The organism is Ruegeria sp. BF6 (assembly GCF_056538665.1).
Genome location: NZ_JBQFTN010000013.1, coordinates 38,744 through 53,513 on the forward strand (window position 1 = coordinate 38,744; position 14,770 = coordinate 53,513).

A 14,770-nucleotide genomic window follows, 5' to 3' on the forward strand; every position below is an offset into this window, starting at 1 on the left:
CCCAGTTATGCGCGGCCCTTTTTTCGATCCGCTGTCAATCAATCATGGCATACCTACCCGGCGACGAGAACATCGACCTCGGCGCCCTCAATAGCGTTACGCAATTCTCCTGTTGGTTTTTTGTCGGTAACAATGGAATCCAGGCCGCTAAGGTCGCCCACTTGAGACAGGCCTTTGCGACCGAACTTGCCGGAAGCAATAAGAAGGTGCCGCTTCTCGGCACGTGTCAGCATCATCCTTTTTACTGCAGCAAAACCCTGCACTGTCTCTGAAGGACCTTCGGTTGAGAACCCTGAGGAACCGATCATGCACCTGTCGACATTGAAACGGGACAGAAATTCCAGAGTCTCGGTTCCGATCGTTGCAGATTCAGTTGCCAAGTATTCCCCTGGGCATAACAGGACTTGGGCAGCTCCATGGCCAAGGGTCATCGCAACGGGAATTGAATTGGTGATCACCGTGCAGTGGGTGCCGAGATAAGCCAGTGCACGTGCCATCTCGATGGTGGTTGAACCGGAGTCAATCATGACCGTTTCACCGCCCTGAATTAGTTCTGCCGCGCTAACACCTATCCGCTCACGTTCCTCAACCTGTGCGTTTGTCCGTTCATCCAAGCCTGGAAAGTGTCCTTGCGCAGGGGCTGACGCCCCCCCGTGTGCACGCGCGATCAAACCGTCGTTCGACAGGGCGTCGAAATCCCTGCGCACCGTCTCGTTAGAGACATTAAACCGCTGTGCCAGTTCGTTGATGCGAACGTGCGGGCGCAGCTTCAACTCCAACAGTATCTGTTGGCGCCGATCGGATTTCTTGACCCGGCTCTGGTTCTTTTCAAACATTTTGCCGCGCGTTTTGGTTTTGGACATCCGACAACCCGACTAGGTTTCGAAACCTACCTTTGTGGGCTTTCGGGCATTTTGCAATAATTTTTGTTGCATAACCCTCGGAAGGTTGTGAGAATTCGAGAAATTCCAAGTGTTTCAAAGCGCAGAGCAAAAGATGCACAGGCTGATCAAATTCAGAAGCAAAATCGAGGGAGTGTTTTAACTGGCCAACTTGCTAATAAGACAGCTTCCTTTTGTTTTTTGATCGTGCGGCATTGAGGGACAAAATGAGCGACAGCGAAACAGCAGATCAGATTGCGGCGCTTCCGATGCGCTGGGACAAGACTGGCAAGTTGCGTGTTCTGATGGTCACTTCGCGGGATACCGGCCGGTGGGTTATCCCAAAGGGATGGCTAATGGATGGCAAAAAGCCATGGCATGCAGCAGAAATAGAAGCTCAGGAAGAAGCGGGCGCAGTCGGTACCATCTCGAAGCGGCCAATCGGTTGTTTTTTCTACGACAAGCGATACGAGGGCAAAAGCAGCGTTCGCTGCCGCGTCACTCTTTACCCTCTGGTCGTTGAAAAGCTGAAGCGACACTGGAAGGAAGAAGGTGAGCGGACGCGTCACTGGTTTTCACCGACAAAAGCCGCAAAGCTGGTCGAAGAAAAAGACCTGTCACAATTGCTGAGAAATCTAACAGACAATCAAGAAGTAAAAACTGCCGTAAAGAAGCTTCGAAAGGCTGCTTGAGGAAGGGCATAAAAGAACCGGGAAACCCGGAAGCATTAAGCTCAATGGGAGGAAAAAATGAGGAAACTGACATCGACCGCGGTTGGATCGGTGATTGCCCTGGCCGCGTCACTGTCGGCGGCACAAGCCGACAAGCTGACACTCTATTGTTCGGCGCAAGAAGATTGGTGCCAACTCATGGCACGCAGCTTTGAAGATGCGACTGGCATCGACGTCAACATGACTCGAAAATCGTCAGGCGAGACCTTCGCACAAATCCGCGCCGAAAGTTCGAACCCGAAAGGAGACGTTTGGTGGGGTGGAACGGGTGATCCGCATTTGCAGGCCGCCGAAGAAGGCCTGACGATGGAATACATGTCGCCAATGCGCGACCAGCTTCACGATTGGGCGATATCCCAGGCTGAAAGCGCGGGCAACAAGACGATCGGTATTTATTCAGGCGCGCTTGGGTATGGCTACAATGCCGACCTTGTCGCCGCAAACAACTTGCCCGAACCTGCCTGTTGGGAAGACCTTCTGAAGCCCGAATACAAGGGACACGTTCAGATGGCGAACCCGAACTCTTCAGGGACGGCCTATACAACACTGGCCTCAATGGTGCAGATCTTTGGTGAGGATGAAGGCTTTGAGTTCATGAAAGGTCTGCATTCGAACATCAACCAATACACTAAGTCCGGCTCTGCGCCGATCAAGGCCGCCGGTCGTGGCGAGAACACAATTGGCATCGTCTTCATGCATGACGCCGTAAAGCAGGCCGTTTCAGGGTTCCCGATCAAGGTTGTCGCACCATGCGAGGGTACGGGGTACGAAATTGGCTCAATGTCGATCATCGATGGTGCCCGCAACGAGGAAGAGGCGAAGAAGTTCTACGACTGGGCCCTGTCGCCCGAAGCTCAGAATCTTGCCCTTCAGGTCAACGCGTTTCAGGTGCCATCGAACAAGGGGGCGGAAACATCGGAAAGCGCACCTGATATGAGCCAGATCAAGCTGATCGACTATGACTTCAAAAAGTACGGTTCCTCAGATGAACGAAAACGTCTGTTGCAGAAATGGGACGAAGAGGTTTCGGTTCTGCCGCAGTAAATGACTGACACTACATCAAAAACGACCCATCCGATCTTGATCTTCTGGATCATCGCCGGGTGGGTCGGATTCTGCCTGTTGCCCTGGTACATGGTCGACGGCGGCCTGTGGTCGTTCGTATGGCTCTTGGACGGCTACCCGTTCGATGAGGATTATGCCCCCGCTGCATTTCTGATTGGACAGGGTGAGAAACTTTGGCTCTCTCCACTCCTGATCGCTTTGGCCCTACCACTTTTGGTGTTGAAACGAGCCAAATCTGACCCGCTTTACGCCCGCATTCTGATCCTGTCCGGTGCGCTCGGCTTCGGCTGGCTGATCGCTCAGGGGTTCAGCATCGGTATCAGAGGCTTCAACTTCGATTGGTTGGATGCGTTGTTTGGTGAGCTTAGCGACCGTCAGTTCGGAATGGGCTATGGCGCGATGATCTGCGCATCAAGCTTTCTGTTCCTGCTCACTCAAGGTATCGCGGCGAGGGGTGCTATTAATGGTGATGTCTTCGTCGTAAGTGCTATTGGCGGTGTGATTACCATCGTTACCGCTTTTGTCTTTTTCCCCATCGCCAAGATGCTTTTTGCTGCTTTCATCACCGAAGACGGCGCTTATTCCATTGCGGTTTTCTTCTCGAAGTTCTTCGACGACCGGTTGTGGGGATTGGGGTGTTTACAAGGTGCGCGATGCGGTGCTGCGTGGAATTCACTGTTCCTAGCCATCCTTGTTGGCGTCATCACCACGGGTCTGGGTCTGTGCTTCGCGTTGGTCGTGACGCGCTCAGGCTTTCGCTATAAGCGGGCGCTGCGAGCATTGACTGTTCTTCCAATAATCACCCCACCATTCGTGATCGGCTTGGCGCTTATCCTACTTTTTGGCTTGTCCGGTTCTGTAACCCGGTTCTTTGCCGAGCTATTTGGCACACAACCGACACGCTGGCTTTACGGAATGCCAGGCATTCTGATCGCGCAGACACTCGCGTTCACTCCCATTGCATTTCTCGTACTAATAGGCGTGGTGGAAGGTGTTTCACCTTCGATGGAGGAAGCGGCCCAGACCCTGCGGGCCAGCAGATGGCAGACGTTCAAAACGGTTTCTCTACCCCTGATGCGGCCCGGTCTTGCAAATGCATTTCTTCTGGGCTTCATCGAAAGCATGGCCGACTTTGGGAACCCGCTTGTATTGGGTGGAAATTTCGACGTGCTGTCGACTGAGATTTTCTTCGCCATCGTCGGTGCTCAATATGATCAAGGCCGGGCTGCGGTTCTGGCAATGGTGCTGCTGTTCTTTACCCTTTCCGCTTTTTACGCGCAGCGCGTCTGGCTGGGAAAGAAGAGCTACACAACAGTCACCGGCAAAGGCGATGCGGGTGTTCATCCGCTGATGCCAACCGGCCTTTCGGTTCCCGTTCTGCTCATTGCACTGGGCTGGGGGCTGTTCACAATCATTGTCTATGCGATGATCATTTACGGCAGTGTGGTCGAGTTGTGGGGGGTCGATAACTCGCTGACCATCAAGCACTACATCACCGCATTCTCGGTTCGCTTCGAAGAAGAGGGCATACGCTGGACCGGAGCTGCTTGGGACAGTTTCTGGACTACCATCACGATCGCCGCCATTGCTGCACCATTGACTGCCGCCGTTGGACTGGTGACTGCCTATCTGCTGACCAGGCAGAGCTTCGCGGGCAAGAACGCCTTTGAATTCGGCACCATGCTGTCCTTCGCGATCCCCGGCACTGTAATCGGCGTTAGCTACATCCTAGCCTTCAACGTTCCGCCAATCGAAATCACTGGCACGGGGGTTATCCTTGTTGTCAGCTTCATCTTCCGCAACATGCCGGTTGGCGTTCGCGCGGGCATTGCCAGCATGTCGCAACTTGACCGCAGCCTTGATGAATCCTCACTGACCCTTGGCGCAAACTCGTGGCAGACCTTCCGGAATGTTATCCTTCCGCTGTTGCGCCCTGCGATACTTGCTGCACTTGTCTACAGCTTTGTTCGAGCCATGACGGCAATCTCGGCCGTCATCTTTCTGGTCAGCGCGGAGTATGACATGGCAACCAGCTATATCATCGGTCGGGTCGAGAATAACGACTATGGCCTTGCTATCGCCTATTCGACGACGCTGATCTTCGTGATGCTCGCGGCGGTTGGCTTATTGCAACTTCTCGTCGGGCGGGTTCAGATTGGCCGGCGCACGCAGCTCGGAACGGAGACATCGCCATGACCGACACCAAAATCGGTTCCAAGGCCGCCCCGGTACGCTTTGAGAACGTGTCGAAAGTGTTCGGCAAGGATGTCGTCGCCGTCGATAACATCAACCTTCACGTAGACGCAGGAAAGCTCGTAACGCTGCTTGGCCCGTCGGGCTGCGGAAAAACAACGACATTGCGCATGATTGCAGGGTTGGAGATGGCCAGTTCCGGCAAGATCCTGATCGGTGATCGGGACGTGACCAAACTGCCAGCCACCGACCGCGATGTATCTATGGTATTTCAGTCATACGCGCTGTTCCCTCATATGAGTGTGCTGGAGAATGTGAAATATGGCCTCACATTCTCGGGCTTTGCGAAGGATGAGGCCCGCAGCCGCGCATTGTATGGTTTGGAGCTGGTTGGTCTTCAGGGGTTCGACAACCGCCTTCCCTCAGAGTTATCCGGCGGCCAGCAGCAGCGTGTTGCCGTCGCACGGGCATTGGTTCTTGAGCCGCAGGTGCTGCTGTTCGACGAACCGTTGTCCAACCTCGACGCCAAGCTTCGTCGTCAAGTGCGTGAGGATATTCGGGCAATACAGCAAGACCTTGGTTTGACAGTTGTTTACGTTACCCACGATCAGGAAGAGGCGCTGGCTGTCTCGGATGAAATTGTCGTCATGCGCAATGCAGCGATCGCTCAGATGGGTACACCACGCCAGCTTTACGATGCCCCGAACGATCGTTTTGTCGCCGATTTCATAGGTGAGGCAAACCTATTGGATTGCCAAATCGTCGAAATCAATGGCGACGCGGCAACGATAGAAATAGAAGGCTACCGCCACACGCTGCCCCGCCGCGGTTTGTCCGAAGGGACCGCAACCATTGCAGTGCGACCCTCACGTCTGGTGATCGGTTCAGGTCAGGGAATTCCAGCCACGGTGGCCAAAGCGACCTATGTTGGCGTTCGGATGGAGTACACGCTGACAGGTGCATTCGGTCAGGTTTTTGCCGTCCATGATGATGTCGATGCGCCGCTTGAACCCGGCACCGAAATAACGATGGGTTTTGCCGACAAAGGGCCGGTGCTTTTGCCGGACTAAATGCCGAATCTTTTGATCATCACACACCCCGAGGTGTCTATCGATCCGGCCGTCCCGATCACAGATTGGGGTCTGAGTGCGACGGGCCGCAGACGCGCTACTGAATTTGCTGCCAGTGAAATCTTGTCGAACGTCACGCAAATCTGGGCAAGCAACGAGCAAAAGGCCCGTGAAACGGGCGAGATTCTTGCTGCACCACGAACGCTACTCGTCAACTGTCACCTGGGCCTTGGAGAGAACGACCGCAGCGCAACCGGTTATTTGCCTCGGGACGAATTCGAGGCAGCGGCTGATGCATTCTTTGCTCAGCCGGACGTCAGCTATCGCGGTTGGGAAACAGCTTTCGGGGCGCAAAAACGCATTCATCGCGCGGTCGCAGAGATTGTCCAGATGCATGACACCGGGGATCTTGCAATTGTTACACACGGAGCGGTCGGCACGTTGCTTTGGTGCGCATTGTCGGAGTGTTCGATAGACCGTAAACACGACCAGCCCTCACAGGGCCACTTCTGGCAGGCAGATTTAAAGACGCTTAAGCCTAACTCATGTTGGATCGCCTTGGCATAGACGTTAGGCGTTCCAAGCGCTCTCTGCGATTTCGCGCAGCGTCTCGAACACATCTGGCGTACCCACGATTACGCGCCCGCCTTCGCGGATCATCACATCGGCGTTTTGACCCTCGACAATGCCACCCGCTTCCGAGACCAGCAATTGCCCAGCCAGACAATCCCAGGCGTTCATGTGTTCTTCCACGTAACCCAGGAGGCGCCCGGCAGCGACGTAGGCCAACGACAGAGCCCCACTGGCGTTTCTGTGAAACATGGCCCCATTCTCGATAAGATTCTCGACAATGGGTAAAACATGGCGGGTCTCAATCCGGTTCGAATACCCCACGGCGACTGTTCCATCCCGCAGCGCCACCCCTGATGCGACGCGTATTGGTGATCCGTTTAGAGTTGCTCCTTCTCCGCGCAGCGCTACAAAGGTCTCATCCACATTTGGATCACGTATCACACCGACTTCCGTGTGTCCTTCGGTGACGCCAGCCAGAACGATAGTCCATGCAGGTATGCCGTTGACGAAATTCGTTGTCCCATCAATTGGGTCAATCACCCAGTCAAAACCGCTCTTGCCAGCAGTAGCGCCGTGCTCTTCACCGAAGACACCGTCATTGGGCCACGCCTCTGCAATCCTCTGACGAATAAAGGTTTCAACATTCCTGTCCGCCTCGCTAACCCAGTCCTGAGCACCCTTTCGATCAACAACAAGACTACCCCGATCCGCGAAGTACTTTTGAGCAATTGCCCCAGCCTCCTCGCAGACTGCGACGGCAAAATCTCTGCGTTCTGAAAGTCGAGACATGGGTGGTCCTTTTCCAGTTGGAGAGTCGCCTTGAACATTGCAGGCTAAGTGAATGCCTGGCAATCACAGAGTTGTTTCGATTGTTTTCAGAAGCTATTTCACCGCCGCCAATCGGGTGATGTCAGTGTTGGCGATTTCTTCTGCAAGCTGCCTCTGCGCCGCCTTCACCTGCGGCCCATAGCAAGCCCTCCGCTACTCTATTCGGTGCTGCACCAAAGCGGCCACTCGAAGGCCACCACCTTTTGCAGGCGCCGCGGTTTCTTCCAGATTAGGAGATTTGACGGCGACGAACTTCGGCTACATCCCAGAAAGTCCCGCGTTGGTGTTCAGTAGAAACTGACGAAAAATCGGGCTGCTTGCCGCCCCGATGCCACGGGCGTTTTCGCCAACCGCTGCGGCCTCCACGACCGGTGGAATCAAACCGCGTTTGTCTTGGTTGGTTAAGTAACGGCGAACCCTTGATACCAGTTCTTCCCGAACTTCCGGTGGGAACGCGCCATCGATGAAAATGGCCTCGAAGTCGATGACAGCACAAATTGAAAGAGCGGCCTTGGCCAATTCCTGTGCCGTGGTGCCAATCCATGGTTCGACATAGCGAGAAATGCTGCTCCAATCCTGCGGCTTCTTCCACAGAATCCCCGGATCGACGCCCGCTTCGATCAACCGGTCCTCGAGCAAAAACAGTGATGCCGTGTCGATCAGTTGCTGGCTTTCACCCAAAGGACCTGTCGTGCGCATGGCGCCCAAGGCACCGGCATTGCCTTGGTTGCCTTCAAACACGGTTCCGTTCAACGCAACACCGCCGCCGATCATTGAGCCAATGAAGAAGTAGAAGTAGTCGCGATATTCTGCCCCACGCCCATAGAGATGCTCTGCGTGACAGGCGGCCGTCGCGTCGTTAACCACAAAAACAGGCAAGTCGCTGAATTTGGCGACCTCGGAGAAAAAGTTCACGTTTTTCCAGGACCGGAATTTTTTAGCCGCAAGCCCAGACAGGTCATGCCATTTCCAAAGCTCGAATGGGGTTCCGATTCCGATCCCGCAAACGCGGTCGCGAAGCCTCTGGGGCTCGTGGGACAGTAGCGTTTCCAAACCAGATTCCAAAAACCCGAAGATGATCTCGGGTAGCGGATAATCATAGGTCGTGGAAAGTTGGCGGCGCGGCGTGCCCGTAAAGTCGATCAAAAGCAGATCAGCGCTGCGCCGCCCGATCTTCATCCCAACCGACAAGATGCCTTCCGGGTTTAGCTCCATAGGGATCGAAGGCTTTCCCACCTTCCCACGCAGTGGGGTTCCACGCTTGAGAATCGCATCCTTTTCAAGCTTGCGCAGAATGATCGACACAGTCTGAGGAGACAGGCCCGTTAACCGCGCGACGTCGGCGCCTGCGGCGGGCCCATGCCGTTGTAAAACTGTCAAAATCAGACGTTCGTTGTGATCGCGAACCCCGCTTTGACTTACCCCACCGGTCAGTGTTTTGAGAGCTTCTCTTTCCATAACCTTAAACATAAACACCTTGTTTTCTTATGAAAAGATACAGGAGCAAATTAATAAATAAACTTTATTTATTTATTGACAGAGAGGCTAGAATCACGGTTTCTTGAATAAGACCTTCATTGGAGGATGAGGGCGGGTCTCGCGGGCATGCCATGCGAGGCAACACATTTTTCTGGGAGGACAACATGAAAAGTCTATTCAAGATTGCGGCATCTGCGACCGTACTTACTATGGCGGCTGCATCTGCTCACGCGGCCGGGGAAACTGTTTGCCTGATCACGAAAACAGATACCAATCCATTCTTTGTAAAGATGAAGGAAGGCGCCACGGCCAAGGCAGAAGAACTTGGCATGACCCTGAAGGCCTTTGCAGGCAAAGTTGACGGTGACCACGAAACCCAGGTTCAGGCTATTGAAACTTGCATTCTCGACGGTGCAAAGGGAATTCTCCTGACGGCCTCCGACACAAGTTCGATTGTACCCGCTGTTCAGCAAGCGCGCGACGCTGGCATCCTGGTTATTGCATTGGACACACCGTTGAGCCCGATTGACTCTGCGGATGCAACCTTTGCGACAGACAACTACAAGGCTGGTTTGTTGATCGGACAATGGGCAAAAGCAAAAATGGGCGATGCGGCAGCGGACGCCAAGATCGCGACACTGGATCTGAACGTTAGCCAACCAACGGTAGACGTATTGCGCAATCAGGGCTTCCTCGATGGCTTTGGTGTGGACCTGGCAGACCCTAATGTCATTGGCGATGAATCGGATGCGCGATTGGTCGGCAGCGACGTGACCGACGGCAACGAAGAAGGCGGTCGCCGCGCCATGGAGAACCTTCTGGCCAAGGACGCAACGATCAACGTTGTTCACACGATCAACGAACCGGCAGCGGCAGGTGCCTACGAGGCTCTGAAGTCCATTGGACGTGAAAACGATGTTCTGATCGTTTCGGTCGACGGCGGTTGCCCCGGCGTACAAAATGTGCAGGCCGGAGTTATTGGCGCCACAAGCCAGCAATATCCGCTATTGATGGCTTCGCTTGGGGTCGAGGCTGTCAAAAAGTGGGCCGATGAAGGAGTGAAGCCTGAAAACACGCCCGGTAAAGACTTCTACGATACCGGAGTCGCGCTCATAACGGACCAACCTGTTGATGGCGTAGAATCAATCTCGGTCGCCGAAGGCTTGGATCTCTGCTGGGGCTGACGCAGACCTAATGGATGAGGCGCATGAGAGCGCCTCATCAATCCTTTCACCAGCAAACCGAAACTTCCTGTACACTGATCTCGTGGGCGCAAAGCCATCCACGAAAAGGGGGAGATATGTCTGAATCAAACCAAAGCGCCCAGGGATTTGAATCCGCCGCCAGCAAAACAGAATCTGTAGCCGAGTTCGAAGATCATCGGCGTGGCGTATTGGGGAAGTTGCAACATCTTCTCCATGTTAACCCGTCCTTTGTGCCGCTAATTGTCCTGGTCGGGGCGATATTGATTTTCGGCCTGCTATTGGGCTCGAAGTTCTTCTCGCCTTTTGCCATGACACTGATCCTTCAGCAGGTTCAGATCGTCGGCATCGTGGCCGCAGCACAGAGCCTTGTTATTCTGACAGCAGGCATTGACCTGAGCGTCGGTGCGATCATGGTGTTTTCTTCTGTCATCATGGGGCAATTCACGTTCCGCTACGGCATTCCGGTACCTATCGCCGTCATGTGCGGTCTTGCGGTTGGAACCTTGATCGGAGCACTCAACGGCTGGCTTGTCAGCCGTGTCAAACTCCCGCCTTTCATCGTCACGCTAGGAATGTGGCAGATCGTTCTGGCCACCAACTTTCTGTATTCCGCAAATGAGACCATCCGGAGTCAGGATATTGAGGCGAACGCTCCTTTCCTTCAGTTCTTCGGAACCAAGTTCAGCATCGGTGGGGCGACCTTTACGATTGGCGTCATTTTCATGCTCGCCCTGATTTTTGTGTTGGCCTATGCGCTTAAACACACAGCCTGGGGCCGACATGTCTATGCGGTCGGCGATGATCCCGAGGCCGCCGAGCTATCCGGTGTCAACGTTCATCGAACCCTCATGTCCGTCTACATGTTATCCGGCTTGATCTGTGCCTTCGCCGGCTGGGCTTTGATCGGCCGCATCGGATCTGTTTCGCCAACGTCCGGCCAATTGGCCAACATCGAGAGCATCACCGCTGTTGTGATCGGAGGCATCTCTCTGTTCGGCGGAAGGGGCTCTATTCTGGGGTCGCTGTTCGGTGCGTTGATCGTTGGCGTATTCACACTTGGGCTGAGGTTGCTTGGCGCGGACGCTCAGTGGACCTTCCTGCTCATCGGACTTCTCATCATCGCAGCGGTCGCGGTCGACCAGTGGATCAGAAAGGTATCGGGCTAATGTCAGACACAACTCCAGTCGTCCAGGGGCGCGGGATCGTGAAGCGTTATGGCCACGTCACCGCCATCGATCATTCCGACTTTGAACTGCGCCAAGGAGAAATCCTTGCAGTTATCGGGGACAACGGCGCAGGCAAGTCCTCTATCGTCAAAGCGATCTGCGGTGCCACAATCCCGGATGAGGGCGAGATCCTCATTGAAGGCAAAAAGGTCAACTTCACCTCTCCGATCGACGCCCGGAATATGGGGATCGAGATTGTCTATCAGCAGCTTGCCATGTCCCCGGCCCTGTCCATTGCCGACAACATGTTCATGGGGCGCGAGATCCGCAAACAGGGCTTCATGGGCAAATTCATGCGTCAGCTCGACCGACCCGCGATGGAGAAATTCGCTCGTGAAAAATTGACCGAACTTGGACTGATGACCGTACAATCCATCAATCAGGCAGTTGAAACTCTGTCCGGTGGTCAGCGCCAGGGCGTAGCGGTTGCACGCGCTGCGGCCTTTGCAACCAAGTTCATTATCATGGACGAGCCGACGGCTGCATTGGGGGTCAAAGAGAGTCGCAAAGTTCTCGAACTCATTCAGGATGTGCGCGCACGTGGCATTCCGATCATTCTCATCAGCCACAACATGCCGCATGTCTTCGAAGTCGCCGATCGCATCCATGTGCACCGGCTGGGCAAAAGGCTCTGCACGATCGATCCCAAGGACTACACGATGTCCGACGCCGTGGCTTTCATGACCGGTGCCAAAGAGCCCCCGAAAGAGGACGCCGCGTGATCGAGCAGGATGTTAAGCGCGTTTGCGATCTGATCTCCTCCCGGAGGCAGGATGGGGTCCGCGCGATTGTCGCAATCGCTGGCCCCCCTGCGTCCGGAAAGTCGACACTTGCAGAAACCGTTGTGCAATCGCTGAACGGGCAACAGAGTTCCGCGGTTCCGTTGGCCACGCTGGTTCCTATGGACGGCTATCATCTGGACAATCGCATACTTGAAGCGCGTGGTTTGTTAGCACGAAAAGGTGCACCGGAAACCTTCGACGGATACGGGTTTTGTAATGCAATCAGAGGGCTGAAGTCTGCGCGACATGTGTCTTTTCACCCCAAATTCGACCGCCAGATGGATCTGGCCATTGCCAACGCGATTGCTGTTCACCCAGAAACTCCGACTGTCGTCGTTGAGGGAAACTACCTTCTGATGGATAGCGCCCCATGGAGTACACTGGCAGATGTCTATACCGCAACGGTTTTCGTCAGCCAAACTTTGGAAGAGCTCGAGAACAGGCTACAACACCGCTGGATCAGGCACGGACTTGACCCAAAGACCGCACTGCAACGCGCGAAAACGAACGATCTCCCCAATGCTAAACGTGTCATCAGAGATAGCAGGAAAGCCGATCTGACACTGAACCAGAATTGCACCGAATTCGCAATGCGCTACGCGTTTTGACCCCGCGTAATAGATTTAGAACTTTCCGCTGATTGTCAGAGCCATTGAACGGGTTCAAGTACAATCAAAATCCCTCTATGCACGATGCGGAAAACTAATGAGGTTCTTCACGGGCATTGCAGAAGCAAACAACATCAATGATCTGTTATGTAAACTGATTTCCCTGCATCGAAAAAACCAGCGGGCCGCCGTGAACAGGTCTGTGGATTGGACGCATGGTTGGTGGCAATGCATAACAAACCGATCATCCATAACTCAATCGCCTTTCACAGGCCTGCCCGCGTCAAGGCGGAGCGAATGCGATTACGACGGTCTTCGTGGTTAAGCCCCAACGACTTGGCAAAGACTTCAGTAGAGAATTTGCTATCTCTTGCCTTAATTTCTTTGGCAATGCTTCGTGCTGCCTCCATCGCCTCGCTTTCAACGTGGCAAACAACGAGGAGCGGTCTGCCTGGATAAAAGTCAGGTTGTTTTTGGACGATGTATTCGGCTTCTGCGCGCGCATGTTGAACATCCCCACTGAAGAAGTAGCTCAAAATTTTGATGGACGAAAACCAACCAGGGTAATTCTTGATCTCAGCAGTGCTTTTGAGGATTTCTTCTAACGCTTCCTCATGTTGCCCTGCCATTAGCAATGCGTAAGCCAATGTCGCTCGGGTTGCAGCGTTTCCAGGCTCTCGCATGAACCCCTGCCGAGCTGCTTCAATTGCGCCCTCATGATCGCCACGAGCGATCCGAATGGCGCGTAAAAGGGAATTGGGTCGGCTATCTGTCTCATCCGTCGCATTTCGCGCGGCTTCAAAGTCTTCTTCTGCCGCGCGAAGTAATTCCTGCGCCTCTTCCGGAGAAGACCACAACGCCTTTCGAGCACGGCAATAGGATCGGGCAATTCGTGGTGTCGGAAACTCGGGATCGTGCTTGAATGCTTCATTCCAAATTTCAATACACTGATCCATGGCATCCGGCGAATACCTTTGGAAAATGTTGAAAGCCTGAGCGCTCAATCGCCAAGCTTCGAAGTTGTTTGTACCGAGTTGCCACCTGTTGGTATAGCTCCCCGCCCCCAATTTGGTGTGGACGCTGATAACAATGGTCTGTGCCAGTTCATCCTGCAGGTCGAAATAGTCCTCTGCTTTTCTGTCAAATCTCTGCGCCCAAACCTGAACTCCAGAAAATTGGTCCACGAGTTTCGCTTGAATCCGCAGGCGTTCTGCAAGAGTTCGAACACTTCCGCTCAACCGGTATCTTGGTAGTTCCACCGCTTTGGTCTCATCGACAACAACGAGTTGCTCGACAGTCCCTATTGCAACTGCGATATCTTCTACGAGACCTGCTGCAAATCCGTTTATTGCATCGTCGTATGGCGGCGAACTGAAAGGGGCAATGGAAATCGTCGGTTTGATCTCCCCTCGACGTTCGCCTTCTGAATTGTTCAGCGATGAGCGCCATCTGTAGACACGAACGGGTTTCTTTATGTTTTTGACCTCGTAAGGTCCGCTGTCTACGAATTCGTGTGCCCATTTTGCACCCAACCCCTGGAATGCGAAACCGGAGATGCACAACCCATCCGGGTCAGCAAGTGCTTCTAACCGTGATGCGACATTCACTCCATCGCCGAAAATATCTCCTTCTTCGGCGATAATATCACCAAGATTTATGCCAACCCGCAACCGGATGCGGCGGTCTTCCGGCTGATCTTGTTCTCGGGATTTGTTATTTTCGAGTATGTCAGTTGCGGCTTGGACGGCATTTACTACAGAAGGGAATTCGGCAAGTACACCATCACCCATGTACTTCACCACTCGTCCGTCTTGCGACGAGATCTCCGGCTCTATCACCTCCCTTTGCAGTCGACGGATTCTCTGTAGAGTACCTTCTTCGTCCTCGCTCATAAGCCTGGTCGAGGCGATCACGTCAGCCGATAAAATCGCAGCCAGTTGGCGCTTCAAAACGGTTCTCCATGGTGGTGCAAGCCATTTCCGGTGCGTGCTCAAACGCCAGGACCATCAAATTATCTTTATCATCGGCGACCAGTAAATTCACGGATAGTCTGGCGCGCACGCAGCCTTCAGCTTTTATTCAAACCCACCTCGCCCCGCTCTTAACTTGATTCACGAGTCGAAGCCCAA

Annotated in this window: 13 protein-coding genes; 9 read left to right on the top strand and 4 right to left on the bottom strand. The window is 54.0% G+C overall.

The features are described from left to right. Positions 1-53: 53 nt before the first annotated feature. Complete coding sequence (locus ACR0IM_RS19745; RefSeq protein ID WP_480682958.1) at positions 54-779, bottom strand: DeoR/GlpR family DNA-binding transcription regulator; 726 nt, start codon at positions 777-779, stop codon at positions 54-56. Positions 780-1,108: 329 nt separating this feature from the next. On the opposite strand from ACR0IM_RS19745, the gene ACR0IM_RS19750 reads away from it, so the two are divergent. The 5 genes from ACR0IM_RS19750 to ACR0IM_RS19770 are packed head-to-tail and all read left to right on the top strand — an operon-like array spanning position 1,109 to position 6,507. Continuing rightward, positions 1,109-1,573, top strand: coding sequence for an NUDIX hydrolase (locus ACR0IM_RS19750; RefSeq protein WP_480594732.1), 465 nt, complete (start codon positions 1,109-1,111; stop codon positions 1,571-1,573). A 57-nt stretch (positions 1,574-1,630) separates the two neighbouring features. Beyond that, a complete protein-coding gene (locus ACR0IM_RS19755; RefSeq protein ID WP_480594733.1) occupies positions 1,631-2,656 on the top strand; it encodes an ABC transporter substrate-binding protein in 1,026 nt (341 codons plus the stop codon). Further along, positions 2,657-4,873 (top strand): ABC transporter permease, encoded by a 2,217-nt coding sequence (locus ACR0IM_RS19760; RefSeq protein WP_480682959.1) that lies wholly within the window; start codon positions 2,657-2,659, stop codon positions 4,871-4,873. Next, on the top strand, positions 4,870-5,940 hold the full coding sequence (locus ACR0IM_RS19765) for an ABC transporter ATP-binding protein (RefSeq protein WP_480682960.1): 1,071 nt from the start codon (positions 4,870-4,872) through the stop codon (positions 5,938-5,940). Before ACR0IM_RS19760 ends, ACR0IM_RS19765 begins: the two co-directional genes overlap by 4 nt. Beyond that, positions 5,941-6,507, top strand: coding sequence for a histidine phosphatase family protein (locus tag ACR0IM_RS19770; protein WP_480682961.1), 567 nt, complete (start codon positions 5,941-5,943; stop codon positions 6,505-6,507). 3 nt (positions 6,508-6,510) lie between these two features. On the opposite strand, the gene ACR0IM_RS19775 is transcribed toward ACR0IM_RS19770, so the two are convergent. Continuing rightward, positions 6,511-7,302 (bottom strand): inositol monophosphatase family protein, encoded by a 792-nt coding sequence (locus ACR0IM_RS19775; RefSeq protein ID WP_480594737.1) that lies wholly within the window; start codon positions 7,300-7,302, stop codon positions 6,511-6,513. A 297-nt stretch (positions 7,303-7,599) separates the two neighbouring features. Continuing rightward, a complete protein-coding gene (locus ACR0IM_RS19780) occupies positions 7,600-8,799 on the bottom strand; it encodes an ROK family transcriptional regulator (protein WP_480682962.1) in 1,200 nt (399 codons plus the stop codon). Between the two features lie 230 nt (positions 8,800-9,029). Here ACR0IM_RS19780 and ACR0IM_RS19785 point away from each other — a divergent pair, with 230 nt between their 5' ends. The 4 genes from ACR0IM_RS19785 to ACR0IM_RS19800 all read left to right on the top strand — a co-directional run bounded on the left by ACR0IM_RS19785 (position 9,030) and on the right by ACR0IM_RS19800 (position 12,641). Next, on the top strand, positions 9,030-10,004 hold the full coding sequence (locus ACR0IM_RS19785; protein WP_480683007.1) for a substrate-binding domain-containing protein: 975 nt from the start codon (positions 9,030-9,032) through the stop codon (positions 10,002-10,004). A 116-nt stretch (positions 10,005-10,120) separates the two neighbouring features. After that, complete coding sequence (locus ACR0IM_RS19790) at positions 10,121-11,191, top strand: ABC transporter permease (protein ID WP_480642007.1); 1,071 nt, start codon at positions 10,121-10,123, stop codon at positions 11,189-11,191. Continuing rightward, complete coding sequence (locus ACR0IM_RS19795) at positions 11,191-11,973, top strand: ATP-binding cassette domain-containing protein (protein WP_480594739.1); 783 nt, start codon at positions 11,191-11,193, stop codon at positions 11,971-11,973. The genes ACR0IM_RS19790 and ACR0IM_RS19795 overlap by 1 nt, the downstream gene beginning before the upstream one ends. 122 nt (positions 11,974-12,095) lie before the next feature. Further along, on the top strand, positions 12,096-12,641 hold the full coding sequence (locus tag ACR0IM_RS19800; RefSeq protein WP_480682963.1) for a nucleoside/nucleotide kinase family protein: 546 nt from the start codon (positions 12,096-12,098) through the stop codon (positions 12,639-12,641). Between the two features lie 266 nt (positions 12,642-12,907). On the opposite strand, the gene ACR0IM_RS19805 is transcribed toward ACR0IM_RS19800, so the two are convergent. Beyond that, entirely contained in the window at positions 12,908-14,590 is a 1,683-nt protein-coding gene (locus ACR0IM_RS19805) for a tetratricopeptide repeat protein (RefSeq protein WP_480682964.1), read from the bottom strand. Positions 14,591-14,770 lie beyond the last annotated feature (180 nt).